The 22615-nt window shown below is 60.4% G+C and carries 26 protein-coding genes and 1 tRNA gene; 10 read left to right on the top strand and 17 right to left on the bottom strand.

The features are described 5' to 3' along the window. Positions 1-9 precede the first annotated feature (9 nt). The 4 genes from BM413_RS09435 to BM413_RS09420 form a co-directional block, all read right to left on the bottom strand. A complete protein-coding gene (locus BM413_RS09435) occupies positions 10-594 on the bottom strand; it encodes a hemerythrin domain-containing protein (protein ID WP_091912663.1) in 585 nt (194 codons plus the stop codon). A gap of 42 nt (positions 595-636) precedes the next feature. Continuing rightward, complete coding sequence (locus BM413_RS09430) at positions 637-996, bottom strand: diacylglycerol kinase (protein ID WP_091912661.1); 360 nt, start codon at positions 994-996, stop codon at positions 637-639. 53 nt (positions 997-1049) lie between these two features. Further along, positions 1050-1847 carry a DODA-type extradiol aromatic ring-opening family dioxygenase gene (locus BM413_RS09425; RefSeq protein ID WP_091912660.1) on the bottom strand — a complete coding sequence of 266 codons (798 nt, stop codon included), beginning with the start codon at positions 1845-1847 and terminating at the stop codon, positions 1050-1052. 104 nt (positions 1848-1951) lie between these two features. After that, on the bottom strand, positions 1952-2371 hold the full coding sequence (locus BM413_RS09420; protein WP_091912658.1) for a GFA family protein: 420 nt from the start codon (positions 2369-2371) through the stop codon (positions 1952-1954). Positions 2372-2749: 378 nt separating this feature from the next. Here BM413_RS09420 and BM413_RS09415 point away from each other — a divergent pair, with 378 nt between their 5' ends. Further along, positions 2750-3823, top strand: coding sequence for a GGDEF domain-containing protein (locus BM413_RS09415; RefSeq protein ID WP_091912656.1), 1074 nt, complete (start codon positions 2750-2752; stop codon positions 3821-3823). Positions 3824-3909: 86 nt separating this feature from the next. Here BM413_RS09415 and BM413_RS09410 read toward each other — a convergent pair whose 3' ends face one another. The 4 genes from BM413_RS09410 to rpiA form a co-directional block, all read right to left on the bottom strand. Next, positions 3910-5283 (bottom strand): class II 3-deoxy-7-phosphoheptulonate synthase, encoded by a 1374-nt coding sequence (locus BM413_RS09410; RefSeq protein WP_091912654.1) that lies wholly within the window; start codon positions 5281-5283, stop codon positions 3910-3912. 134 nt (positions 5284-5417) lie between these two features. Then, the gene (gor, locus tag BM413_RS09405) at positions 5418-6809 is read right to left on the bottom strand and encodes a glutathione-disulfide reductase (RefSeq protein ID WP_091912652.1); all 1392 of its coding nucleotides are present in this window, start codon (positions 6807-6809) and stop codon (positions 5418-5420) included. 105 nt (positions 6810-6914) lie between these two features. Then, positions 6915-7502 (bottom strand): DUF2059 domain-containing protein, encoded by a 588-nt coding sequence (locus tag BM413_RS09400; RefSeq protein ID WP_091912650.1) that lies wholly within the window; start codon positions 7500-7502, stop codon positions 6915-6917. 19 nt (positions 7503-7521) lie between these two features. Further along, positions 7522-8220, bottom strand: a complete 699-nt coding sequence (gene rpiA, locus BM413_RS09395; protein WP_091912648.1) for a ribose-5-phosphate isomerase RpiA — start codon at positions 8218-8220, stop codon at positions 7522-7524. Between the two features lie 156 nt (positions 8221-8376). Between rpiA and BM413_RS09390 the strand changes: the two genes are divergently transcribed. Then, complete coding sequence (locus BM413_RS09390; RefSeq protein WP_091912646.1) at positions 8377-9057, top strand: phosphoglycolate phosphatase; 681 nt, start codon at positions 8377-8379, stop codon at positions 9055-9057. A 67-nt stretch (positions 9058-9124) separates the two neighbouring features. Then, a tRNA-Val gene (locus tag BM413_RS09385) sits at positions 9125-9199 on the top strand. A gap of 35 nt (positions 9200-9234) precedes the next feature. On the opposite strand, the gene BM413_RS09380 is transcribed toward BM413_RS09385, so the two are convergent. From BM413_RS09380 to BM413_RS09370, 3 genes are all read right to left on the bottom strand, one after another. Then, complete coding sequence (locus tag BM413_RS09380) at positions 9235-9423, bottom strand: hypothetical protein (protein WP_091912644.1); 189 nt, start codon at positions 9421-9423, stop codon at positions 9235-9237. An 86-nt stretch (positions 9424-9509) separates the two neighbouring features. Further along, entirely contained in the window at positions 9510-11426 is a 1917-nt protein-coding gene (locus BM413_RS09375; RefSeq protein ID WP_091912642.1) for a L,D-transpeptidase family protein, read from the bottom strand. 217 nt (positions 11427-11643) lie between these two features. Next, complete coding sequence (locus tag BM413_RS09370; RefSeq protein WP_091912640.1) at positions 11644-12552, bottom strand: alpha/beta hydrolase; 909 nt, start codon at positions 12550-12552, stop codon at positions 11644-11646. Between the two features lie 47 nt (positions 12553-12599). Between BM413_RS09370 and BM413_RS09365 the strand changes: the two genes are divergently transcribed. Beyond that, entirely contained in the window at positions 12600-13052 is a 453-nt protein-coding gene (locus BM413_RS09365; protein WP_091912638.1) for a MarR family winged helix-turn-helix transcriptional regulator, read from the top strand. A gap of 15 nt (positions 13053-13067) precedes the next feature. Here the strand turns inward: BM413_RS09365 and BM413_RS09360 are convergent, their stop codons facing one another. Both BM413_RS09360 and BM413_RS09355 read right to left on the bottom strand, forming a co-directional pair. After that, a complete protein-coding gene (locus BM413_RS09360; RefSeq protein WP_091912636.1) occupies positions 13068-13679 on the bottom strand; it encodes a pyridoxamine 5'-phosphate oxidase family protein in 612 nt (203 codons plus the stop codon). Between the two features lie 58 nt (positions 13680-13737). Further along, positions 13738-14088 (bottom strand): gamma-butyrobetaine hydroxylase family protein, encoded by a 351-nt coding sequence (locus tag BM413_RS09355; protein ID WP_091912634.1) that lies wholly within the window; start codon positions 14086-14088, stop codon positions 13738-13740. A gap of 205 nt (positions 14089-14293) precedes the next feature. On the opposite strand from BM413_RS09355, the gene moaA reads away from it, so the two are divergent. Continuing rightward, positions 14294-15289: a GTP 3',8-cyclase MoaA gene (gene moaA / locus BM413_RS09350; RefSeq protein WP_091912632.1), complete on the top strand. Its 996-nt coding sequence runs from the start codon at positions 14294-14296 to the stop codon at positions 15287-15289. Between the two features lie 875 nt (positions 15290-16164). Here moaA and BM413_RS09345 read toward each other — a convergent pair. The 3 genes from BM413_RS09345 to BM413_RS09335 form a co-directional block, all read right to left on the bottom strand. After that, positions 16165-16431: a GIY-YIG nuclease family protein gene (locus tag BM413_RS09345; protein ID WP_244537825.1), complete on the bottom strand. Its 267-nt coding sequence runs from the start codon at positions 16429-16431 to the stop codon at positions 16165-16167. A 101-nt stretch (positions 16432-16532) separates the two neighbouring features. Next, positions 16533-16937: a GFA family protein gene (locus BM413_RS09340; protein ID WP_091912631.1), complete on the bottom strand. Its 405-nt coding sequence runs from the start codon at positions 16935-16937 to the stop codon at positions 16533-16535. A 132-nt stretch (positions 16938-17069) separates the two neighbouring features. Beyond that, positions 17070-17585 carry a winged helix-turn-helix transcriptional regulator gene (locus BM413_RS09335; protein ID WP_091912629.1) on the bottom strand — a complete coding sequence of 172 codons (516 nt, stop codon included), beginning with the start codon at positions 17583-17585 and terminating at the stop codon, positions 17070-17072. A 132-nt stretch (positions 17586-17717) separates the two neighbouring features. Between BM413_RS09335 and BM413_RS09330 the strand changes: the two genes are divergently transcribed. Genes BM413_RS09330 through BM413_RS09320 form a run of 3 tightly spaced genes read left to right on the top strand, consistent with a single transcriptional unit; the run spans position 17718 to position 19797 of the window. Next, complete coding sequence (locus tag BM413_RS09330; RefSeq protein ID WP_091912628.1) at positions 17718-18377, top strand: glutathione S-transferase family protein; 660 nt, start codon at positions 17718-17720, stop codon at positions 18375-18377. Positions 18378-18395: 18 nt separating this feature from the next. Next, positions 18396-19067 carry a DUF899 domain-containing protein gene (locus BM413_RS09325; protein ID WP_091912626.1) on the top strand — a complete coding sequence of 224 codons (672 nt, stop codon included), beginning with the start codon at positions 18396-18398 and terminating at the stop codon, positions 19065-19067. A 31-nt stretch (positions 19068-19098) separates the two neighbouring features. After that, positions 19099-19797 (top strand): alpha/beta fold hydrolase, encoded by a 699-nt coding sequence (locus tag BM413_RS09320; RefSeq protein ID WP_091912624.1) that lies wholly within the window; start codon positions 19099-19101, stop codon positions 19795-19797. 13 nt (positions 19798-19810) lie between these two features. Here the strand turns inward: BM413_RS09320 and BM413_RS09315 are convergent, their stop codons facing one another. After that, entirely contained in the window at positions 19811-20233 is a 423-nt protein-coding gene (locus BM413_RS09315; RefSeq protein ID WP_091912622.1) for a DUF1801 domain-containing protein, read from the bottom strand. Positions 20234-20475: 242 nt separating this feature from the next. On the opposite strand from BM413_RS09315, the gene BM413_RS09310 reads away from it, so the two are divergent. After that, positions 20476-21396, top strand: a complete 921-nt coding sequence (locus BM413_RS09310) for a DMT family transporter (protein WP_091912620.1) — start codon at positions 20476-20478, stop codon at positions 21394-21396. Between the two features lie 10 nt (positions 21397-21406). Next, on the top strand, positions 21407-22615 hold the full coding sequence (locus BM413_RS09305; protein WP_091912618.1) for a multidrug effflux MFS transporter: 1209 nt from the start codon (positions 21407-21409) through the stop codon (positions 22613-22615).

Here is a 22615-nt window from a genome sequence, read left to right as displayed (position 1 = left end):
AACCAGCGTTCAGCCGATACCCAGCCCTCGGTCACCGCGATCCAGTATCAACGGAATGATCAAATCTTCCTCATCGGCCAGATGCCGAGTGAGCATCGCCACGAGCCGCGTGTTTTCATCGGCATAGGCGTCTGCCGCGAAGCGTTGCTTGTCGTCGGTATCCTGCAACGCCCGCAAAAAGGCATTGGCGGTTTCCGCGTTTCGCTCAAGACCTTCATGGATCGTATGATGATCGGCATCGAGAATGTCGAAGCCGCGTTTCAAGCGCTTTTCAGCATTGGCGAAGACGGGGAAATAGTGGTCATCCTCGACCCTGTGATGTCCGTCGAGCTGACCCAAGAAGAAGTTGAGGCGCGGCGCGAAAAACTGCGCGAATTGAGGCGCGGTCAGTTTTCCCTCACGATAGTCCGCAATCACATTGGTAAGGACACCGCCCAGTTCGCGAAACATGTCGTGGCGCTGCAGCCACATGTTGGCCATGCCGCCAATATTGACGTGCGCCTGCCAGTCCTCGCGCGGGTATTTCGCCGCGAGCCAACGCAAGTCCTCCGGCAGGCCGGGGCGGCGTTCAAGCTCGGTGAGAATTTCGCTCATGATGCGGGTATCCTTGTGCCCCGCGCATATAGGAAGTCGCGGCTAAAGCGGTAGGCCGGTGAACCTCTCGATGATGGCAATGCCCCAGACGCCTGCCGCGATGATCACCGAGATCAGCACGGCCAGCGAGCCGCAGTCCTTGGCAAGCTGGATGTCGATGTTGAACTCACGCGAAACGGCATCGCAGGCAGCCTCGATGCCGGTGTTCAACACCTCGACCATTATCAGAAGCAGCAGCGCCCCTATCAGCAAGGCATAGCCGCGCCAACTCGAAGCTACGAGCCAACCGACAGGGATTGCGATCGCCAGCAGGATAACCTCCTGCTGAAATGCCTTCTCGGAGCGGATGAGCCGGCTAAAGGCTCTGACCGAATTGTGGAAAGCGTTTATCAGCCGTTCCATTGCACAAATCCCCCGCCGAATCGCCGGAAGGGGATCATGTAGCGCACCAGAACCTAGTGGAATAGATAGGAATCGTTGGCGAAAAAGCCGTGGTCGACCGAATCGTGAACCCGCTCCGCCCTCACCTTCTCACCTGCAGCACCATAGGCGAAGAAGATGGGCATCAGGTGCTCGTCTGTCGGATGGTTCTCGGCGGGAAACGGCGCTTTGTTCTTCCAGTCGAGGATCGACGCTTTATCGTTTGCAGCCAGCCTCTCCTCGAACCACTCCGTAAAGGCATTCACCTTGGCCGCGAGTGACGGATCGGGCGCTGCACCCTGACGCATGACCGAGAAGAACGCGCGAAGGTTGTGCGTGATATGGCCGGAGCCGATCAGCAATACGCCGTCTTCGCGCAAGGGCGAAAGGGCCTGCCCGACCGCGTAATGCCAGGCAGCATCCCGGTTCGGATCGATCGAAACCTGCACGATCGGTATATTGGCCTGCGGGAAGGCCAGTTTCAGAGGCGTCCAGGTGCCGTGATCATAGCCGCGCTTTCCGAGCCTTGCAGGATCGAGCCCTGCCTGTTCGAGAAGCGCCAGCACCCTTTCGGCAAGCTCCGGCGCACCGGGAGCCGCGTAAATCATCTTGTAAAGCTCTGGAGCAAAGCCACCGAAATCATAGATCATTTCGGGCCTCGGATCGGTCACAACGGTCACGCCATGCGTTTCAAAATGCGCGGAAACGATGACGATAGCCTTCGGTGTCGGCACACGGTCAGAAATAGTCTCAAGGTAATGCCGCGCCGGCGTGTCGCTGATGACGATATTGGGGCCGCCGTGGGAAATGAACAGTGTGGGCATGGTGGTCATGGGCTTTCTCCTTGACCATCATATACGCCCGTTGAGACAGGCTGGGCAGACCGCGAGCCGTCGACGAACCGTTCAACAATCGAGAACGTTTTGAATTTTCCCGTTCAGTTTCCCGCCACTTTGATAGCAGGCGTCGATTTCGGAAATTGCGGCAGGCCGTCATCGATGTCGTAATAGTCGCCCTTGTCGGCGACGAAGATATGGCTGTCGGCTTCCAGCCCGCTCGGCGTATCGAAGGCGCCGGCCATGACCGAAATCGTATCGAGTTCGTCATGCTTCCAAAAGAGAACCGAACCGCAAATGCTGCAAAAGCCACGCCTGGCACTATCCGAGCCACGATACCATGTGACGTTGCTTGCCCCTTCGATCATGATTCTGTCATCGGGCACGTTGGTTGCTGCGAAGAAATGACCACTTTGCTTTCGGCACTGCTTGCAGTGGCAATAGATCACGCCGCGCAATGGTCCCGATGTCGCGAAATGGACAGCGCCGCAGCTACAAGAACCAGTTCGTTTATCGTTCATCTCGTACCCGCAATGCTAAAAGGTGGCAGATTTCGTTGATGCCGCTCTCATCGCCATAAGTATATTCAACTTACTTTGGCAATTGCGACATCGATCCAGAAAATCCACGCTCAACCTCGTGGGTGTGCGATTGTGAAACAATCTTTCCCCAAATCGATGCCCGTCAACTTGCGCCTGTTCTATCAGTCAATTAAGGAAACTTTAGCTCGATAGCATATAGCATGAATGCAAGCAGAGGTCGCAGGGGGGCGTCCTCATGGGCCGGTACGGTTGTATACGCCGGCGCAAACTCTCATCCCCGATCGTTCGTTTGGTCGTCAGGCTGTCTGACATTGGAAACGGGGCCGGCTTCGGTTCCAATGGTGAAGTGGAGCAACAATGCAGCCTGCGGTCGCCACAGGTGAGGAAATCAACGACCTCGCCATCAACACGGTCATGACCATGCGCCAGATGGGCGTCGTGGCCTTGCCGCGCAACTACGAGATTTTCTACGAGGCCCTGTCAGGCTCGAACCCGAAGCTCAGCCTCGAGGTCATCGCCTTGGGCAATCGGCCGCCCCAGGATCAGCTCGACCAGATCGGCCGCAAATATTTTGCGCAGAACCACACCCAGAGCATTGTCGAAAATGCCCGCGAAGTGATCGCCAAGGAATTGGAAGATATCGCCGGCATCATTCGCAGCGAGCGCAACCACATCGAGCGATACGGCCAAATTCTCGACCAGACGGCAGACGGGCTGAACAGCCGCACCGCGATTTCCAGGGAATTGCTGCAGAAGATCGCCGGCGTAATGTCGACTGCCACGAATTCGACGATCGACCACGGAAAGCAGGTGGCGAATACGCTCAGCGAAAAATCGGCTGAGCTCGAAAGCGTCAAATCCAAGCTCGAAGAATACAAGAAGCTTGCAGATACCGACCCGTTGACGCTGATCTGGAACCGCCGCGCTTTCGACAAGGAAATCGCCAAGGTCTACAACAGCAGCAGAGGCATCCTCTTCAACGCCCTGATCCTTGCCGACATAGACCGCTTCAAGGAAATCAACGATCGTTACGGCCATCCCGTTGGCGACAAGATCCTCCAGATCATCGCCGGCATCTTCCGCACCAGCATTCGCGAGGACATGTTCGTCGCCAGAACCGGTGGCGAGGAATTCGCGCTGATCGTCGAAGGCGCCAGCGAACAATCCACGTTCGACATCGCCGAGCGCATCAGGCTGCTGATAGAGCACACTTCCTTCTCCAGCGGCGGCCAGACGAACGTCAATTACGGGCCGATCACCGTGTCGATGGGCGTCTGCATGGCCTCTGAAGCCGAAAGCGCTGAAGACCTCTACGCCAAGACCGACCGCGCCCTTTACCGTTCGAAACTCAACGGCCGCAACCGCGTTACAAAGTTCTCCGAGATTCCCGAGCGCTCGAGCAAGAGCTGGCTGCTCTATCGAAAGGATTGAGGTCGAGAGTTGCGCAACAGAATCTTCAAGCTGAAACAAAAAAGGCGCTGGAAACCAGCGCCTTTTTCATTTTCGAAACCTTGAGATCAGCCGTTCACGACTTTCTTCTCAGTCGTGCCGGCGTCCTTCTTGAGCAGATCCGACACGAGGAAGGCCAGTTCGATCGCCTGATCGGCGTTCAGGCGCGGGTCGCAATGCGTGTGATAGCGGTCCTGCAATTCCTCGTCGCGGATGGCGCGTGCGCCGCCTGTGCATTCGGTCACGTTCTTGCCGGTCATCTCGATATGGATGCCGCCCGGATGGGTGCCCTCGGCGCGATGAACCTGGAAGAAGCTCTGCACCTCGCGCAGGATGCGGTCGAAGGGCCGCGTCTTGTAGCCGGCAGCCGTGATCGTGTTGCCATGCATCGGGTCGCACGACCAGACCACGTTGCGGCCTTCCTTCTTCACCGCGCGCACCAGCTTCGGCAGATGCTCGCCGACCTTGTCGGCGCCGAAACGGGCGATCAGCGTCAGGCGGCCCGGCTCGTTTTCGGGGTTCAGCATGTCGATCAGTTCGAGCAGGCCGTCCGGCGTCAGCGAAGGACCGCACTTCAGGCCGAGCGGGTTCTTGATGCCGCGGCAATATTCGAGATGGGCATGGTCGGGCTGGCGAGTACGGTCGCCGATCCAGATCATGTGGCCTGAGGTCGCGTACCAGTCGCCCGAGGTGGAATCGACGCGGGTCAGCGCCTCCTCGTATCCGAGCAGCAGCGCCTCATGGCTGGTGTAGAAGTCGGTCTCGCGCAGCGCATAGTTGGTCTCTGACGTGATGCCGACGGCCTTCATGAAGTCCATCGTCTCGGTGATGCGATTGGCGAGAGATTCGTATTTCTCACCCTGCGGGCTGTCGGAAACGAAGCCCAGCATCCAGCGGTGAACGTTCTCCAGGCTGGCATAACCGCCCTGCGCGAAAGCGCGCAGCAGGTTGAGCGTCGCCGCCGACTGGCGATAGGCCATCTCCTGCCTTGCCGGATCGGGAATGCGCGACTTTTCGTCGAACTCGATGCCGTTGATGATGTCGCCGCGATAGCTCGGCAGCGTCACGCCATCCTTGGTCTCGTTGTCGGACGAGCGCGGCTTGGCGAACTGGCCGGCAACGCGGCCTACCTTCACCACCGGCTGCGCGCCGGCGAAGGTGAGCACGACCGACATCTGCAGGAAGACGCGGAAGAAGTCGCGGATATTGTCCGCGCCATGTTCGGCGAAACTCTCGGCGCAATCGCCGCCCTGCAACAGGAAAGCGTCTCCGGCGGCGACCTGCGCAAGCTGCTTCTTCAGCTTGCGCGCCTCACCTGCAAAAACGAGCGGCGGAAACGATGCAAGACGAGCTTCGGTTTCCGCAAGAGCAGCCTGATCCGGAAAGGCCGGAACCTGTTGAATCGGCTTGTCTCTCCAGGAACTCGGGGACCATTTCGTCATTGTCGCACCCAATACAATCTTCAGGGCAGGAATTGCCCAGCAAATCTCCCGCTTTCGGGAACGGCGCTCTATACAGGAAGCCGGCTGGCTATTCTACCCTGGAATTCCGCGGAAATCGAACGGTTCCGCCTGCCCTATTCGACCCGCTCGCCATTCCTGACCAGATAGGTCGGCTTGTACATGGTGACCAGTTCCTCGGCCGCCGTCGGATGCACCGCCATCGTGCGGTCGAAATCATCCTTCGTGACACCTGCTTTCAGCGTAATGCCGAGAAGCTGCGCCATCTCGCCGGCATCCGGGCCCAGAATGTGAGCGCCGATCACCTTTCGCGTGTCGGCGTCCACCACCAGCTTCATCAGCATCTTTTCCTGACGCCCGGAAAGCGTGTGCCGCATCGGACGGAAGGTCGCGCGATAGATTTCCAGATTTGCAAACTTCTTGGCCGCGTCGTCTTCGGAAAGACCGACCGTGCCGATTTCCGGCTGCGAGAAAACGGCCGTCGCTATACAGTCATGATCGGGTTGCGTCGGATTGTTCTTGAACGCCGTCTCGACAAGACACATCGCCTCGTGGATGGCCACAGGCGTCAACTGAACGCGATTGGTGACGTCGCCGATCGCCCAGATGTTGTCGACATTGGTCCGCGAATAGCCATCGACAATAATCTCGCCTATCTTGCCGAGTTCGACACCGGCATTTTCCAGCCCAAGGTTTTCAGTGTTGGGAATACGGCCGATGGCGAGCATCACCTGATCGACCGTAAGCACCTCGCCGCCCTGCAGATGCGCATCCAGCCGGCCATCCGGACGCTTGTCGATGGCCCTGAACATCTCGTGGCATAGAATCCGAATGCCCTTCTTTTCCATTGTCTCATGCAGCGTATGCCGCAGATCCATGTCGAAGCGGTTCAGTATCTCCTTGCCGCGATAGATCAGCGTCGTCTCCACACCGAGACCATGAAAGATGTTGGCGAACTCGACGGCGATATAACCGCCACCGGCAATCACGATCGCCTTGGGCAGTTCCGGAAGATCGAAAGCTTCGTTGGAGAAGATGCAGTGCTCATGACCAGGCAGTGCCACGTGCGGATTTGGCCTGCCGCCGGTGGCAACCAGAATCTGGTCGGCGGTGACGGTGCGGTTTTCGTTCTCCAGCCTTATCGTATGCCGGTCGACGATGGTCGCCCGAGTGTGGAACACCTCGCCGCCTGCCCCTTCGACATTGCGCTGGTAGATCTGTTCCAGCCGCGAGATTTCTTTGTCCTTGTTGGCAACAAGCTTGCGCCAGTCGAAGCTCGCCTCAGGCACGGTCCAGCCATAACCGGCGGCATCCTCGAAATGCTCGGGAAACTGGGAGGCATAGACGTAGAGCTTCTTCGGAACGCAGCCGCGGATGACGCAGGTGCCGCCGAACCGGAATTCCTCGGCGATCGCCACCCGTTTGCCGAGTGCAGCCGAGACGCGCGCGGCACGAACCCCACCGGAGCCTCCGCCAATGACGAAAAGATCGTAGTCGTATGCAGTCATGATTCTGTCTCCGTGCGCGGCAAGTGACAGTTAGGAGCCAAAGCCGCAAAAGAAAAGCCCGGCAAGGGCCGGGCTTTTCTACCATGCAATTTTGTGAAGGCTCGATCAGTTGGCGGGAGCAGGCGCAGGCGCCGGTGCTGTCGCGTCAGGCGTCGGCGTTGCCGGATCGGTGATTGCCGGAGCGGACTTGCCCTCGAGCGCCTTGTCGAGCGCCTTGCCGGTTTCCTCGGCGAGATCGCGAGCGACGCCACGCTGCCAGATATCGGCGGCCTTGCTGACTTCGCGCGCCACGATCGGGCCATCGGAAAGAAGCTTTTTGCCCGGTGCCGAATTGTAGAAAGTGGCAATGCCGTTGAGATCCTCGACCGAGAACACCCGCGCATAGGCAAGCGCTGCTTCCTTCTCCAGGTCGGAGCGGCGGCCAGCAAGCTTCAGTGTCGTTTCGTCAACCGTCTTGGTGATGACTTCCTGAAGGTCCGGATTCTTCTGGATAAGCTGCGCCTTCAGCGCTCCCGCTGCCTGGGGCAGGATGTTGTCGTACAGGTCGGTGGCATGAATCGCCGCCACCGCCTCGCGGGCTGCCTTCAGGTGCGCGTCCGAGATTTCCTGCGAAAAGGCCGGCGACGCAATTGCGACCATTGCCGAAGCCGCCAGAACCGCGGAGAAGCGGCGAACACGATTGACCAACGTCATAATGGATAAAACTCCCTCTTTATTGGGTCGCGCGGACCGTTCTGATGCCGTCCGCACCCGCGATGACTGCCGCCTGCGCCAAGCCCAGGAACAGACCGTGCTCGACAACCCCCGGAACGGCGTGAAGACCATTTGATAGCGCTCTTGGATCGGGAATGCGGCCAAAAGATGCGTCGACGATAAAATGTCCGCCGTCTGTAACAAAAGGCGCGCCGTTCGTCATCCTCAATGTCAGCGGGCCCGAAAGGCCAAGATTTTCGGCAACGGCAGCGATTGCCAGCTCGGTCGCCTTCAGTCCGAATTTGTTCACCTCTATCGGCAGCGGAAACTTGCCCAGCGTGTCGACCAGCTTCGATTGATCGGCAATCACGATCATTTTCTTCGAGGTTGCAGCCACGATTTTCTCGCGTAAGAGCGCGCCGCCGCCGCCCTTGACCAGCGTAAGCTGCGCATCGACCTCGTCGGCGCCGTCGATCGTCAGGTCAAGCTCCGGCGTCTCGTCAAGCGTCGACAATGGAACACCCAGTTCGCGGCACAGCGCGGCGGTGCGTTCGGAGGTCGGAACACCGATGATCTTCATGCCCGCCGCCACCTTTTCGGCAAGCAGCCGGACGAATTCCTCGGCGGTCGAGCCGGTGCCGATGCCGAGCCGCATCCCGTCCGTGACATGTTCAAGCGCGGCCCGCGCCGCCTCGATCTTCAATGCTCTTGCATCCATGGGAATTTCGCCACGTCCTCGTTCGGTCGCGCTCCTAGCATCTTTGGCTGTTTCGGCAAAGGTTTTCTGGCCTTCAGGCCCAATCAACTTTGCTTGCGCCGCAAGGTCACTCAGGCTATGCGCGACCGACTTATTCATTAAGCAGCAGGACATCTCATGAGCAGCCCAATCATCGTATTCGACCTTGACGGAACATTGGTCGACACGGCGCCGGATCTGCTCGAGAGCCTTAATCACAGCCTCGGCGCCGGCGGCGTGCCGCATACCGACGCGACAGGCTTCCGCAGCTTCGTCGGCCATGGCGGCCGTGTGATGATCGAACGCGCCTTCGCTGCCAGCAGGACGCCTCTGCCGGTTGCAGAACATGACCGGCTTTTTGCGCTCTTCATCGACCACTACGGTGAAAACATTCCCGGCAAGTCCCTGCCCTATCCGGGCGTGCTGGATGCGCTCGATCGTTTCGCCGATGCAGGCTTCCTCATGGCGGTCTGCACCAACAAGACCGAAGGTTTTTCGCGCAAGCTGCTCGAAGCACTCGACATGACCCGGTACTTCGCCGCGATCTGTGGCCAGGACACGTTCGCATTCCGCAAGCCGGACCCCCGGCATCTGACCGAAACCATCGCAATGGCCGGAGGCGATCGTGATCGCGCGGTGATGGTCGGCGATTCGCAAACCGACATCGACACGGCCAAGGCAGCCGGCATTCCGGTCGTCGCGGTCGATTTCGGCTATACCGACCGGCATGTGCGCGAATTCGAGCCGTCGAAAATCATCTCGCACTTCGACGAACTCACGGTGGCGCTGGCCGACAAACTTATCGCGGCGGCAAACTGATCGGTGCCTTGACTTCGGTCATTCCCGTCCCTTATATCGCGGCTCGCTTGGCCTTCGGGCAACGAGCGGGCGATTAGCTCAGCGGGAGAGCACACCCTTCACACGGGTGGGGTCGCAGGTTCAATCCCTGCATCGCCCACCATATCCCTATCCGAATTTTCCTATTTGTAGCTGGCTTCAGCGCATCGTCGGCCAAAGCATCCAAAGAACCGCGGCAAGCAACAGGTAGTTGCTTGCAAAGAGCCGCATGATCCAGCGGGCAGCACCATCGTTGTCGCGGCAAACCAGATGCACGACCAGATGCGCATATAAAAAATAGCCGGCCGTCGGAACAATGACGGCTAGCAGCACGACAATTTCGAACATACCCAACGCAATAAAACCCGCCCCAGACGCAAGGCAGTATGCTTATTTTGCGTACTGTTTCACCACCCGTTTGGGGTGCCTGAAGTTTAGAACTCGCTATCGGCCTGGGAGACTTGCCGGATGCTTGGCGGCGTACGCACGGCCTCGGCCTTTTCCAGGGCCATCTTCAGATGCGCATCGCGGTCGTAGACGTCGCCGAAATACTCGACCTTGCCGTTCATCTCCGGCCAGGCGGTGAAATAGGCGACATAGACCGGAATTTTTCGCGTGACGCGCTCCGACGAATGGCCTTGCTTCAGCTTCTGCGCGATGTGGTCGACCGTCGTGTCCAGCACCGCCGCTGCCATGCCGCGCGGATCCTTCAACCTGACGCAGCCATGGCTGAATGCGCGCGAATCACGGTCGAACAGGCTCTTCTGCGGCGTGTCGTGCATGTAGATCGCATGCTTGTTGGGAAACAGGATTTTCAGTTCGCCGAGAGCGTTGGCTTCGCTGGGGGTCTGCCGCACGCTGTAGGGAATCTTTGCGCCATACTGCCCCCAGTTGATCGAAGACGACGGAATTTTCCGTCCCTTCGAATCGGTCACCTCATAGCCGGAACGGTCGAGATAACCGGGATCGCGGCGCAGTCTTGGCAGCATCTCGTTGACGATGATCGACTGGGGAACGCCCCAATAGGGATTGTAATCCACCTGCTCGATTTCATCGTAGAAGAAGCTCGTCTGATTGGTCGGCCGGCCGATGACGACGCGCATCTTCAGCTTTTCCGTATCGCCGTCGATATAGCTTGCCGTGAATGCGGGCTGGTTGATGAAAACGCGGGGACTGCCGAGATCGGAGGGCAGCCAGCGCATCTGTTCCAGCGCGAAAAGCACCTTGTCGATGCGGTCCGCCTTGGACGTTCCGGCGAGCTCGCCCACGGTGCGCGGCCCGATCACGCCGTCCGGCTTCAGACCGACTTTTTCCTGAGCCATCTTGATGACTGGCACCAGCTCGTCGACATAGGCCTCACTCGCGCCGAGCCGACCCAGCACCTCGGAATATTGGCCGATGTCGTCGGGATAATCGCGTGCGATAAGCTGCAGCAGCTTCGGCAGTTCCGGGCTGCTTTGGCCCGGCCGCAAGAACAGCTTCGGATCGACGACGATGTCGTTTTCCGAACTGGCTTCCAACGACTCAAGTTCGACGCGCAAAGCCTGGTATTCCGCGTTCTGCGGATGCCAGGATTCCATATAGGGGCGCACTTCGCTGGTATGAGCCAGGGTCTTCAGGACGTTGACCATGTCCAGCGGCTTGGCTGGAAAATCGTGGTATCCGGAAATCCTGTTCGGATCGACGCGGCCGTTCTGCGCATCGCGAACATAGCGCAGCACACGTGCCGAGAGCGTCATCTCGAAGCGCATCAATTCGCGCTGGCGCGCAGCCATGTCGTCGAGCGAATAGCCGGTGGCGGGCACCGTGACGGCGTAGTCGGCAGCGTCCAGTCCATGGGTAGGCGCCTCGCCCAGAACCCGAACCGCATCCTGCGCCCGTGCATTGGCGGTCGCGCCGCTTACCCAGATGTAATCGGGATTGGCCGCGTAATAGTCGGTAAGGGCTTTGGCGACATCCTTTTCAGCCGAGAGGTCAAACCCGTCCAGACCGGCAAGTCCCTCCCGAAAGGAGGTTCCACCCAACGATGGCTCGAACGACACCGGCTGCGTAATCTTCGACAGCGCGCCGAGGTCCACGCGAACGAGCGGATCGGCTTTGTAGGTGTAATAGGTCGGCCCGGTGATCTTGGCCACCGCAGCAGGAGTTCCCGTTGCCGTACGCTTGGGTTTGGGCACCCGCCTCTCGGCGTGCGGCGGCGGTGGAAATTCTTCCCTCTGCATCCGCTGGACGCGCCCGCCTCCGAACAAGGCATCGAATAACCCTTGAGCGTCTGCTGGTGCGCCGAAAGCCAGCGAGGCGGCAAGAACCGTTATCGGCAGCGCTACGGTTCTTTTCAGAGAGAAATTCATCGATCATCCGTCTCCGCCCGGTATCTCGGACGGTTTCCCGTTTCTCGCCGCGCCGAGAACGATCGGCTCGTTCACTACCGATGTAGGACGCGACTATATCGATTCATACCGATTTCGTTAAGGGAAGATAAATTTCGCCAACGTTGTTGCCTCGCCGCTTCACAAGGGCGTGAGCGACGCCGGAAACAGATCGGTCGCGATGCTGTAGCGGTGACTGCTAATGGACGACGGCTTGCTCGCGTGGCTGTTCCACGAAACCCACCGCTTCCGACACGACATTCTGGTCGGATAATATGCGGCGATGCCCGAGGTTTTCGGCCCACAAAAGCCTGACATGGTCGCCGGCAGCCGCAAGTGTCTTTGCGTCTGAAGCCGGCACCTCCGCATCGTTGGGCGCGTGGATGACCAATGTCGGTATCTGCATCTGCGCGATATATCTGGACGCTACGAACTCGGCCATCGGATGACCGGAGATTCGCTTGATCTGCTTGTCGAGCGCACGGGCCGATTTTTCCCCGACATTCGTATGTCTGCGAAATCCATTGAGCACGTCCGTCAGCGCGTTTGGCGCTGCGATCATCACGAGACGTTCCGTCGGCAGAGGCGCTGTGCCCTTGATCATGCCGGAGGCCGCACAAGCTGCGACCGCGCCGCCGAAAGAGTGGCCGACAACCGCTGCAAACGGGCCGAACCATTGCGCCGCCGCTGCGGTCGCTTCGACGGCCATGGCCATGTTGAGCCTGCGGCCCGTCGACCCGCCGTGCCCCGGCAGATCGAGCGACATCACGCGAAAGCCCGCCTTGCGGTATCCGTCGATGAGGGCGCGCATATATTCGGTGCGCGAGCGCCAGCCATGGATGACGAGCACGGTTGCGGTTGCGGGATGGCCCTCGGGGCGAAACTCGTGAACGCTCACGCATCCTGAGCCGACTTTCAGCCGGTGATGCCGCGCCTCAGCCATGAAGCCCCTGGCCGCTTCGACCGCGCGCCGCTCGCCTGCACTCAGCTTTTTCGGGTCAGGTGTTCGGCAGAAGAGCTCAAACGCAGCGCGTCCGCCCAATCGCGGTGCTATATGTTCGGCAGCACCGAAGACACCCCGGATGACCTTCAAACCAATTGATGCCATATTGACGATCCGACCAACGGTTCAACTGTGAACATAATAGTTCAAACATGAACAATAAGCAAGACCTCCCCTGGGACAATCCGCGGTTCCGCAACTGGATCGCTTTGGTGCGCGCCGAAAAGGCCGTCGTGGCAGCCTTGAGCAAGGCGCTGCAGCCGCTCGACCTGAAACTCGCGCAGCTCGACATGCTGATGAACCTCTACCGGCATCCGGGCATGTCCCAGCATGATCTCGCCCGCAAATTGCTGGTCGGACGGTCGAATATTACCATGCTTCTGCCCCAGCTGGAAAAGCGCGGCCTGCTTACCCGCGAAAACGACGCCAAGGACAAGCGAATCATGCGGCTGACCCTCACTGGCGACGGAGAGACGCTCCTGATGGAAGCGCTGCACATCTATAACGGCCTGATCGAGACGGTGATGGCCCAGACCTCCCCGTCCGAATGCGACCGCATGGGCGCTATGATGACACGCATTTCCGAGGTGATGAAAAACACCTGAAGCCGGTCGCGCCACCTACCACATGCTGGCTTTTGCGCGCTCCGGCCATTCGCGATCGTACTTCTCGCCGTCGATGTTTTTCCGGCTTGTCACCGCAAGTATCTGGCCCGGCGTCGGCAGAGACTTCGGATCGACGTGCTTTTCCGGGTTCCACAATTCGGACCGGACGATGGCCCGCGCGCACTGGAAATAGACGGCTTCGACCTTGATTACAGTAACCGAGCGCGCCGGCTTGCCTTCGACCGTGAAGGACGCGCATAGCTCGGCATCCGTGGTGATGTAGGCGCGGCCGTTGACCCGCAAGGTCGTGCCGGAGCCCGGGACGAGAAACAGCAGCGCCACCTTGTCGTCGCGGATGATGTTCTTCAGCGAATCGGCGCGGTTGTTTCCGCGCCGGTCGGGCATCATCAGCGTCCGCTCGTCATGGATGCGCACGAAGCCGGCAAGATCGCCGCGCGGCGAGCAGTCGAGACCTTCAGGGCCGGTGGTGGCAAGGGCAGCGAAGGGCGACGCCTCGATGAAGGCCGCATATTCGGGAATGATGTGGTCGAGTTCCTTGACCAGCGAGGTCTCGCCGGGCAGGCCGTAGAGCGCTTCGAGCTGTTCGACGGTGGTGATTTTCGACATTCCCAAACCTCCGTTTCCTGCTCGCGCCGTATGCTAACTCGATGACGCTTTTAAGACGCTATCCCCGGCTCATGCCCTTTTGCTGAAGCTCGGCGAGATAGGCGTTCCAGCGCTCGTCCTTCTCGTGGCCCAACGTATGCAGATAGTTCCAGGTGAAGATGCCGGTGTCGTGCGTGTCGTCGAAGACGATGCGCACCGCATAGTTTCCGACGGGCTCGATCCTGGAGATTGCCACGTTGCGTTTGCCCGGCACCGTGACGCGCTGTTCCGGCGAATGCCCCTGCACTTCGGCCGAGGGCGAGGCAACGCGCAGCAGTTCGGCCGACAGCTCGAACGGATGGTGGTTGGGAAACGTCACCGTCAGCGTGCGGCGATCCTTCGATACTCTCAGTTCAGTTGGCGCCGTCATCGTCCTGCCCTTGTTTCGGCCCCTTCCCTACGCGCCTTCGGGTTCACCGAAAAGGTGAAAAAGCTGTGCCACAAAGCCGACATTGCAGCGTCGGCTACGGAGATGTTACCAAAGACCGATATCACCTATCTTGAATGACGGGTACGAATACACGACATTCAGGGGCAAGAGCCGTCACGCTGACGGCATGAGGAAGCGCCTTCGCATGAACATGATCGATCCATTCGGTCGCACGATCAGCTATCTGCGCGTGTCGGTCACCGACCGCTGCGACTTCCGCTGCACCTATTGCATGGCGGAAGACATGACCTTTTTGCCGAAGAAGGATCTGCTCTCGCTCGAAGAGCTCGACCGGCTGTGCACCGTCTTCATCGAGAAAGGCGTGCGCAGATTGCGGCTGACCGGCGGCGAACCGCTGGTGCGCAAGAACATCATGCATCTGGTGCGCGAGCTGTCGCGCCACCTCAAGAGCGGCGCTCTGGAAGAGCTGACGCTGACCACCAACGGCTCGCAGCTCGCTCGCTTCGCCGGCGAGCTCGCCGATTGCGGCGTCAAGCGCATCAATGTTTCGCTCGACACGCTTGATCCGGAAAAATTCCATGCCGTCACCCGCTGGGGTCATCTCGACAAGGTGATGGCCGGCATCGACGCCGCGCAGGCTGCCGGGCTCAAGATCAAGCTCAATGCAGTAGCGCTGAAGGGCTTCAACGATATCGAACTGCCGGAGATGCTGCGCTGGGCGCACGGCCGCGGCATGGACCTGACCGTCATCGAGACCATGCCGATGGGCGAGATCGATCTTGACCGCACCGACCAGTATCTGCCGCTGTCGCTGCTGCGCGCCGATCTCGAGCGCCAGTTCACGCTGACCGACATTCCCTACAAGACCGGCGGCCCGGCGCGCTATGTCGAGGTTGCCGAGACCGGCGGCCGGCTCGGCTTCATCACGCCGATGACGCATAATTTCTGCGAAAGCTGCAACCGCGTGCGGCTGACCTGCACCGGCACGCTCTATATGTGTCTCGGCCAGGAAGACGCCGCAGACCTGCGCGCGCCGCTGCGCGCTTCAGAAGGCAACGAGCTTCTGTCCAGCGCCATCGACGAAGCCATCGGCCGCAAGCCCAAGGGCCACGATTTCATCATCGACCGCCGCACCAGCCGCCCCGCCGTCTCGCGCCATATGAGCGTTACGGGCGGGTGAAGCCGCGGCGTTCCCCTCCTCCTTGAGGGGAGGGTGGCGGCGAAGCCGCCGGGTGGGGTCGCTACGGCAGTGCTCGACGTTCCTTTGCGCCGAGCGCGGCATGAAAGACCCCCTCTGGCTGCTTTGCAGTCATCTCCCCCTCAAGGGGGGAGAATACGCTGGCGCACTTCATCATCACCACGCCTGCTTTCGCATCTGGCCATTGTCAAAGAACTCCCTCTGCGAGGGTGGGAATGCGGGGCGCAGGGGCCTTGCCTTCCTAAGTGTAAATTCGTGGCGCAGCCATTGCGCCCCGCCAGCGCTCTTGTCCCGCTCAGTCGCCTCCACATTCGCGTGGCCAGCCGTAGCCAAGGACCCGGGCTTAGGGGTTCATCACCCAGCAGTGCCACCGCAGCACCACCAGCCCGGACGCCGACGCTTCCCCCTGATACCCGGTGCGCACCAGGGATCCCGTTGGAAGCGGATTTGCGAGGACGAGTATGAGCGAGGCTGGAAAGAGGGGGATAAATCGGATGTGAGAAAATGTGCGGTGTGAATGAAAACAATGGGTTGAGTGGAAATTGGGTGAGAATCTTTCCCCCACAGTTCCCGCTGGTTTCAGCTTCGGCAGTTCTGCACCGCAGCGGCTTCATCGATGTTCCGGCATGGATCCCCGGGCTCTTCGCCCTTCGCTTCGCTCGTGCTGCGACCCGAGGATGACGAGCTTGGTATTTGCGCGTCTGCAAATCACCAACGCGTGAGATTAGCGGCAAGCCCAAATGCAATTCGTCATTCTCGACCTCGTGAGCGAGGAACGAGCGGAGAGTGTCGGAAATCCATGCCTGAACGGCAACGCGAGCCGGCGGTGCGGAACAAGCGCAACGGAATGCCTCCCGTCAAAGCAAATGCCACGAAATGTCGCGCCAATGTGGATTGTGTTCCTCGATGAGGTTGATCTTCCACCGACGTGGCCACTTCTTGATCACCTTCTCGCGGGCGATGGCATCGACGACCAGATCGTATTCGTCGAACCAGACAAGGCGCATGACGCCATATCGGGCGACGAATTTCGAACCGGTTCCGGTCTGGTGCTGCAGCAAACGGCCGGCAAGGTCTGACGTGACGCCGACGTAGAGCGTCCCGTTCTTCCGTGAAGCGAGAATGTAGACTTACCCCCGTCTGCCCATATCGCCGAGTGTAAAGCCAAAGCTTTGCGGAGCAAGGGCGTCTACTCTCTTACCGCCGCCCCATCGTCCACCTTCCCCTACTCCGTCCCCGCCTCCACATGCCACCATTTCGGCCGTCCGCCTCGGTTGGTGTGATAGGTGGGCATCAGTTCCTTTGCCGCCGGCTTGTCGAAGGCTCCGAGCAGCAGGGCGACGACGGGGTTGTCGTCGATCGCGCCGAGCGAGCTGCCGCAGGTGGGGCAGAAAGCGCGGCTGGAATAGTCCGACGAGCGATAGACGGACGGCTTGCCGGCGGGTCCGGTCCACGCCACCCGGTCGCTTGGGAACTCGACCCAGGGCGCCGTCAATGCGCCGGTGTGGCGCTGGCACATGCGGCAGGAGCAGGTGTGCGGCTTTTCAGCCGGGCCCGTCGCCTCGAAGCGAACGGCGCCGCAAAGGCACCCTCCGGTGTGCAGCTTTGGTTTTTTCGCGCGCTCTTTCATCAGCCCCCCACGGCAAAGTCCGCAATCATAAACCCGGTGCGGAATCTCAGACTGGATCGGTTCTGATCGAGTCTCAAGCCATGAACAAGCCAGATTAATCGCCGTGCCTCGCGCCGCCGGACGGCAGTTGCCTCACTTCGCTGTGGCCCGCTCCGCCTGCTGCCGCGCGATCACCTCAAGATAGGCCGCCTGCAGCGTCTCGCGCACCGTCGGGCCGGAAGTGGTACTCGGCGCGCCAAGCTGCTCGACACGCAGTTCGGCCATGAATTTTTCCCACATCGGCAGCCCGCCCTCCTCCAGCAGCCGGGCGCGGATGCTGAGCTCCTCGCTGACCGGAAGCCATTTGCGGCCCCATGCGCCGAGATGGGCCATGATCGGCACCAGTTCGATCGCCATCTCGGTCAGGCTGTAGATCGCCTTCTGCTTGTGGCTCGGGTCGTCGGTCTTGGTCAGCATGCCCTCTTCCAGCAGCATCTTCATGCGGTCGGCCAGGATGTTGGACGAAATGCCCTCTTCCGACCGCAAAAGCTCGCGAAAGTGGCGTTTGCCGCCGAAGATCATGTCGCGAAGGATCAGCAGGCTCCATTTGTCGCCGAACACTTCGAGCGAGAGGTTTATCGGGCAGCCCGAGCGATGAGCAGCGTCCATCAAAAAATTCTCCGAAAAACCGGTTGCAATTCCATATCAGTACTATTATCGTGCAACTGGTTTCAAAATACAATCACTAATTAGTCAGCTTGGCGTGCGGGCTGACGAACGGCGCGAGAAAGCGATCATTCCATGTCACTCACCTATCATTTCCATCCCCTCGCCTCCTTCTGCCACAAGCCGCTGATCGCGCTATATGAAAACGACACGCCGTTCGAAACGGTGCTGGTCGATCTTGGCGACGAAAGCTCCAGCGCTGATTTCAAGGAATTGTGGCCGGTCGGCAAGATGCCGGTGCTGCGCGACGCCGCCCGCGACCGCGTCGTGCCGGAATCGACCATCATCATCGAATATCTGGACAAGTATTACCCTGGAAAAATCCGCTTCATACCGGCCGACCCCGAAGAAGCCTGGCGCACCCGCCTGTCCGACCGCTTTTATGATCTCTACGTGCAGGAGCCGATGCAGAAGATCGTCGTCGACCGCATTCGCCCGGCAGGCCAGCACGATGGCTTCGGCGTCGAACAGGCACGCGAGACGCTTCGAACCGCCTATGGCATGATCGAGCGTGACATGGCCACGCGGACATGGGCGATGGGCGACGCCTTCACCATGGCCGACTGCGCGGCAGCACCCGCGCTGTTCTATGCCGAGAAGGTCGAGCCATTTGCCGCCACGCACAAGCACATGGCCGCCTATTTCGACCGGCTGCTGAACCGCCCGTCCTTCGCCCGCGTGCTGAAGGAAGCCGAGCCCTATTTCAAATTCTTTCCGACGCGGAACCTGAACTGAATTCGAAAGGAGACAGACATGGAACCGCAGAAAATCGTCCCGCACGGCGAATGGGTGGCAGCACGCAAAAAGCTACTCGCCCGCGAGAAGGAAATGTCGAGGGCGCGCGACGCCCTGAACGCCGAACGCCGGGCCCTGCCGATGGAACTGGTCGAGAAGGACTATGTCTTCGACGGGCCGAACGGCAGAGCGAGCCTTGCCGACCTGTTCGAGGGGCGTCGCCAGCTCCTCATCTACCACTTCATGTTCGACCCGGAGTGGGAGAATGGCTGCCACGGCTGCACCAGCTTCGCCAACAGCCTGCCGGATCTGTCCGAACTGCATAAACGCGAAACCACACTGGCGATGGTCTCGCGCGCACCTTTCGGCAAGCTGGCCGGCTACAGGCAGAAGATGGGCTGGACGGTGCCGTGGTATTCGTCCTTCGGCAGCGACTTCAACTACGATTTCCACGTCACGCTGGACGAGAATATCGCGCCCATCGAGATCAACTACCGCGGCAAGGCCGAATTCGAGGCCGCGAAAGGCGCCTGGGACCAGTGGGGAACCGAACTGCCGGGCCTCAGCGTCTTCCTCCGCGACGAAGGCCGGATCCTGCACAGCTATTCGACCTATGCGCGCGGCCTGGAACCATTGGTGCCGGTCCTCCACTATCTCGACCTTGCACCGCTGGGCCGGCAGGGCTCATAAGCCAGCGAATTCAAATACTTGGGAGGATGAAATGACCGACTCAAAGAAGAACGGGCGCGCTACCTTTGCGCTCGTGCATGGCGCATGGGCGGGCAGCTGGTCGATGATGCGGGTTGCCGATGCGCTGACGGCCAAGGGCCACCGTGTCTTTGCGCCGACGCTGAGCGGGCTTGGCGAGCGGTCGCATCTGGCGGGCAAAGAGATAAACCTGACCACCCACATCAACGACGTCGTCAACGAGGTGCTGTGGAAGGACCTCGAGAATATCGTGCTGGTCGGGCATTCCTATTCCGGCATCGTCATAACCGGGGTGGCCGAAAGGATCGGCGAGCGCATCGCCTCGATCATCTATCTCGACGCGTTCATACCCGCAGACGGCCAGTCCTTCGCCGATTTCGCCGAAGGCTGGGAACTGGTCGGCGAAACCATCCCCGCTCCGCCGACCTCGAAGGGCGATTACCTCGACGAGGGCGACCGCGCCTGGGTCGACGCCAAGGCAACGCCGCACCCGACGGCGTCGCTGAAGGAAAAGCTCCGCGTGACCGGCGCCTATCAGCGCGTGCCGAAGAAGACCTATATCCAGGCGACCGGCTGGGACAGCCCGTTCGGCCAGACTGCCGACGCGCTGGGGAAGGATCCGAGCTGGACCGTCAGGCAGATCGCCTGCGGCCACGATGTCGGCATCGACAAGCCGCAGGAACTGGCCGAACTTCTGATCGAAGCCGCCTAGACCTGCAGGAGCTTCATCTCTCCTTGCTGGACGGGCCTTTCGATCGGGCAGCCGCCGGCGCTTTCTTCGTCTTCTTCTTGGCCTGATTGAACTCGATCGCGGCGCGGATCAGGTTTTCCAGGGCGTGCTCGTCGATCGTATCCCCTTCGAAAACATCGATCGCCCGCCACACCTTGCCGCCGAAGCCCGCATTGAAGAGCTTGTCAGGATCGGCGAGGCTCGCGCCGTGGGAAAAGGTGAGCTTCACCTTGTCCTTGTGGGCGTTGCCGACCGCGATGATGCCGTCGCGGGACCATACCGGGCTTCCCATCCACTTCCATTCCTCGACGATCTCCTTATCGGCCTCAAGGATGCTCCTGCGCAGGCCGGCGAGCGTCTTGCCGCGCCAGTCCGTTAGTTTTGCGATGAGCTGGTCGATCTGTTCCGATGGATTCATGGGATCTTGTACCTCGAATTCCTGGCCCCTTCCGGCGCTGCGAATTTATCATATCCGGCCGGTTATGCATCATCGCTCTCGATCATGCGCGGCCGCGCGGCATCATTAGCCGGCAAAATTATGCCTGCCGATTTCTCGCAGTAGCAGGACAGGCACCCTCTCCGGTGGCCCAGTGCTTTGGCATTGCTGTTTCGGCACCGGATGTTACATCCTTTGCCTAACAATAAAGAATCGGAAACGCCTTGGCACTTTCTCCCAACCTTCGCGGCGCCATGTTCATGGTGGTGTCGATGGCCGGGTTCACCTGCAACGACGCGTTGATCAAGCTGGCGTCGATGCACATGAATTTCGGCCAGGTGATCCTCGTGCGCGGATTGTTCGCGACGACGTTGATCACCCTGCTTGCCTGGCATCAGGGCGCGCTGAAGATGCCGCGGCTGATATTCCACCCGATGATCGGCCTTCGCGTGCTGGGCGAACTCGGCGGCACGATTTTCTTCCTGATCGCGCTCCAGCACCTGCCCATCGCCAATGTCTCGGCCGTGCTTCAGGCCCTGCCGCTAGCGGTGACGATGGGCGCGGCGCTGTTTCTGGGTGAAGGCGTCGGCTGGCGCCGCTGGCTGGCGATTGTCGCCGGCTTCACCGGCGTCATGGTCATCGTTCGGCCCGGCTTCGAGGGTTTCAACATCTTTGCATTGTCGGCGCTGATATCGGTCGCCTTCTGCGCACTGCGCGACCTGGCGACCAGACGCCTGCCGCCGCACGTCCCGTCGCTTCTGGTTTCCGCAGTCACCGCCACGGTGATCATGCTGTGCGGCGCAGTGCTCATAACCCCGCTCGGCGGCTGGACGCCGATGGAATATGAATACATCGCGCTGCTCGGCCTGGCAGCCGTGCTCGTCCTGGTCGGCTACCAGTTCGTCATCATGTCGATGCGCACCGGCGACATCTCATTCATCGCACCGTTCCGCTATACGGCCCTGCTCTGGGCGATCGTGCTTGGCTATCTCATCTTTGGCGACATTCCCGACATCGCCATGATCGTCGGCGCGATCATCATCGTCAGCTCCGGCCTCTACACGCTCTATCGTGAACAGGTCGCCGGGAAGACCGCGCCGGCCGCGCAAAGCACCAGCCCGGCAATGGCGCCGGACGGCATCTAGGCGCGGGCACATGGCCGCAGGGTTCCTGAACAAGGCGACGCCGCCGCATGTCTTCACGCTGGTGACGGCAGCGGCAGCCAGCACGCTGTCGATGAATATCTTCCTGCCGTCCCTGCCCGGCATGGCGAAGCATTTCGACGCCGAATATGCGGTGGTGCAGCTGGCCGTTTCGCTCTATCTCGCCGCCACCGCCGTCCTGCAACTGTTCATCGGGCCGGCCTCCGATCGCTTCGGCCGGCGGCCGGTGATGCTGTTCTGCTTCGCCCTTTTCATTCTCGGGACGGTCGCGGCGATCTACGCGCCGACGATCGAACTGCTGCTTGCTTGCCGGTTGCTGCAGGCCAGTTCGGCGGCCGGCATGGTGCTGTCGCGCGCCATCGTGCGCGACACGGTCGAAGCAACCGAGGCGGCAAGCAAGATCGGCTACATCACGATGGGCACCAGCCTGGTGCCGATGATCGGGCCGATCATCGGCGGGTTCCTCGATGAACTCTACGGCTGGCAAGCGACCTTCCTGCTCATGCTTGCGGCCGGGCTCTTCGCCTTCGTCATCGTCTGGCTCGATCTCGGCGAAACGAACCGGCAGAAATCATCGAGCTTTGCTGCTCAGTTTCGCAGCTACCCCGAGGTTATCGGCTCGCGCCGCTTCTGGGGCTACACGCTGACGGCGGCCTTCACCTCCGGCGCTTTCTTCGCCTTTCTCGGCGGCGGACCGTATATTTCATCCGAAATCCTGCACCTGACACCGTCGCAATACGGCATGTACTTCGCCATCGTCTCGATCGGCTACATGCTCGGCAACTTCATGTCGGGCAGGTTTTCGCGAACGGTGGGCATCAACCGCATGATGCTCTACGGCAACATCGTGACGGCGCTGGGCATGATGCTGTCGATCGCACTGTTCTGGTCCGGCTACAATCATCCGCTGTCGCTGTTCGGCCCTGTCTTCTTCGTCGGCGTCGGCAACGGCGTCACGCTGCCCAACGCCAATGCCGGTATCGTCACCGTCAGCAGCCACCTCGCAGGCTCGGCCTCCGGCCTTGGCGGCGCATTGCAGATCGGCGGCGGCGCGGCTCTTTCGGTGGTCGCAGGTGCACTGCTGACGCCCGACACAGGACCCTACCCGCTGCTGTGGGTGATGCTACTTTCGGCGCTGGCAGGCGCGCTTTCAACCCTTTATGTGATGTGGGTGTCGCGGCATCCGGCCAGGGAAGCGTGA

The organism is Mesorhizobium sp. YR577 (genome assembly GCF_900116595.1).
In the GTDB taxonomy this organism is placed as follows: domain Bacteria; phylum Pseudomonadota; class Alphaproteobacteria; order Rhizobiales; family Rhizobiaceae; genus Mesorhizobium_M.
This window is presented reverse-complemented; position numbering and strand designations above follow the sequence as displayed.

Excerpts from the sequence above, each read along its gene's own strand:
- BM413_RS09435 (WP_091912663.1), bottom strand. The coding sequence starts at position 594 with ATGAGCGAAATTCTCACCGAGCTTGAACGCCGCCCCGGCCTGCCGGAG.
- BM413_RS09430 (WP_091912661.1), bottom strand. The coding sequence starts at position 996 with ATGGAACGGCTGATAAACGCTTTCCACAATTCGGTCAGAGCCTTTAGC.
- BM413_RS09425 (WP_091912660.1), bottom strand. The coding sequence starts at position 1,847 with ATGACCACCATGCCCACACTGTTCATTTCCCACGGCGGCCCCAATATC.
- BM413_RS09420 (WP_091912658.1), bottom strand. The coding sequence starts at position 2,371 with ATGAACGATAAACGAACTGGTTCTTGTAGCTGCGGCGCTGTCCATTTC.
- BM413_RS09415 (WP_091912656.1), top strand. The coding sequence starts at position 2,750 with ATGCAGCCTGCGGTCGCCACAGGTGAGGAAATCAACGACCTCGCCATC.
- BM413_RS09410 (WP_091912654.1), bottom strand. The coding sequence starts at position 5,283 with ATGACGAAATGGTCCCCGAGTTCCTGGAGAGACAAGCCGATTCAACAG.
- gor (WP_091912652.1), bottom strand. The coding sequence starts at position 6,809 with ATGACTGCATACGACTACGATCTTTTCGTCATTGGCGGAGGCTCCGGT.
- BM413_RS09400 (WP_091912650.1), bottom strand. The coding sequence starts at position 7,502 with ATGACGTTGGTCAATCGTGTTCGCCGCTTCTCCGCGGTTCTGGCGGCT.
- rpiA (WP_091912648.1), bottom strand. The coding sequence starts at position 8,220 with ATGGATGCAAGAGCATTGAAGATCGAGGCGGCGCGGGCCGCGCTTGAA.
- BM413_RS09390 (WP_091912646.1), top strand. The coding sequence starts at position 8,377 with ATGAGCAGCCCAATCATCGTATTCGACCTTGACGGAACATTGGTCGAC.
- BM413_RS09380 (WP_091912644.1), bottom strand. The coding sequence starts at position 9,423 with ATGTTCGAAATTGTCGTGCTGCTAGCCGTCATTGTTCCGACGGCCGGC.
- BM413_RS09375 (WP_091912642.1), bottom strand. The coding sequence starts at position 11,426 with ATGAATTTCTCTCTGAAAAGAACCGTAGCGCTGCCGATAACGGTTCTT.
- BM413_RS09370 (WP_091912640.1), bottom strand. The coding sequence starts at position 12,552 with ATGGCATCAATTGGTTTGAAGGTCATCCGGGGTGTCTTCGGTGCTGCC.
- BM413_RS09365 (WP_091912638.1), top strand. The coding sequence starts at position 12,600 with ATGAACAATAAGCAAGACCTCCCCTGGGACAATCCGCGGTTCCGCAAC.
- BM413_RS09360 (WP_091912636.1), bottom strand. The coding sequence starts at position 13,679 with ATGTCGAAAATCACCACCGTCGAACAGCTCGAAGCGCTCTACGGCCTG.
- BM413_RS09355 (WP_091912634.1), bottom strand. The coding sequence starts at position 14,088 with ATGACGGCGCCAACTGAACTGAGAGTATCGAAGGATCGCCGCACGCTG.
- moaA (WP_091912632.1), top strand. The coding sequence starts at position 14,294 with ATGAACATGATCGATCCATTCGGTCGCACGATCAGCTATCTGCGCGTG.
- BM413_RS09340 (WP_091912631.1), bottom strand. The coding sequence starts at position 16,937 with ATGAAAGAGCGCGCGAAAAAACCAAAGCTGCACACCGGAGGGTGCCTT.
- BM413_RS09335 (WP_091912629.1), bottom strand. The coding sequence starts at position 17,585 with ATGGACGCTGCTCATCGCTCGGGCTGCCCGATAAACCTCTCGCTCGAA.
- BM413_RS09330 (WP_091912628.1), top strand. The coding sequence starts at position 17,718 with ATGTCACTCACCTATCATTTCCATCCCCTCGCCTCCTTCTGCCACAAG.
- BM413_RS09325 (WP_091912626.1), top strand. The coding sequence starts at position 18,396 with ATGGAACCGCAGAAAATCGTCCCGCACGGCGAATGGGTGGCAGCACGC.
- BM413_RS09320 (WP_091912624.1), top strand. The coding sequence starts at position 19,099 with ATGACCGACTCAAAGAAGAACGGGCGCGCTACCTTTGCGCTCGTGCAT.
- BM413_RS09315 (WP_091912622.1), bottom strand. The coding sequence starts at position 20,233 with ATGAATCCATCGGAACAGATCGACCAGCTCATCGCAAAACTAACGGAC.
- BM413_RS09305 (WP_091912618.1), top strand. The coding sequence starts at position 21,407 with ATGGCCGCAGGGTTCCTGAACAAGGCGACGCCGCCGCATGTCTTCACG.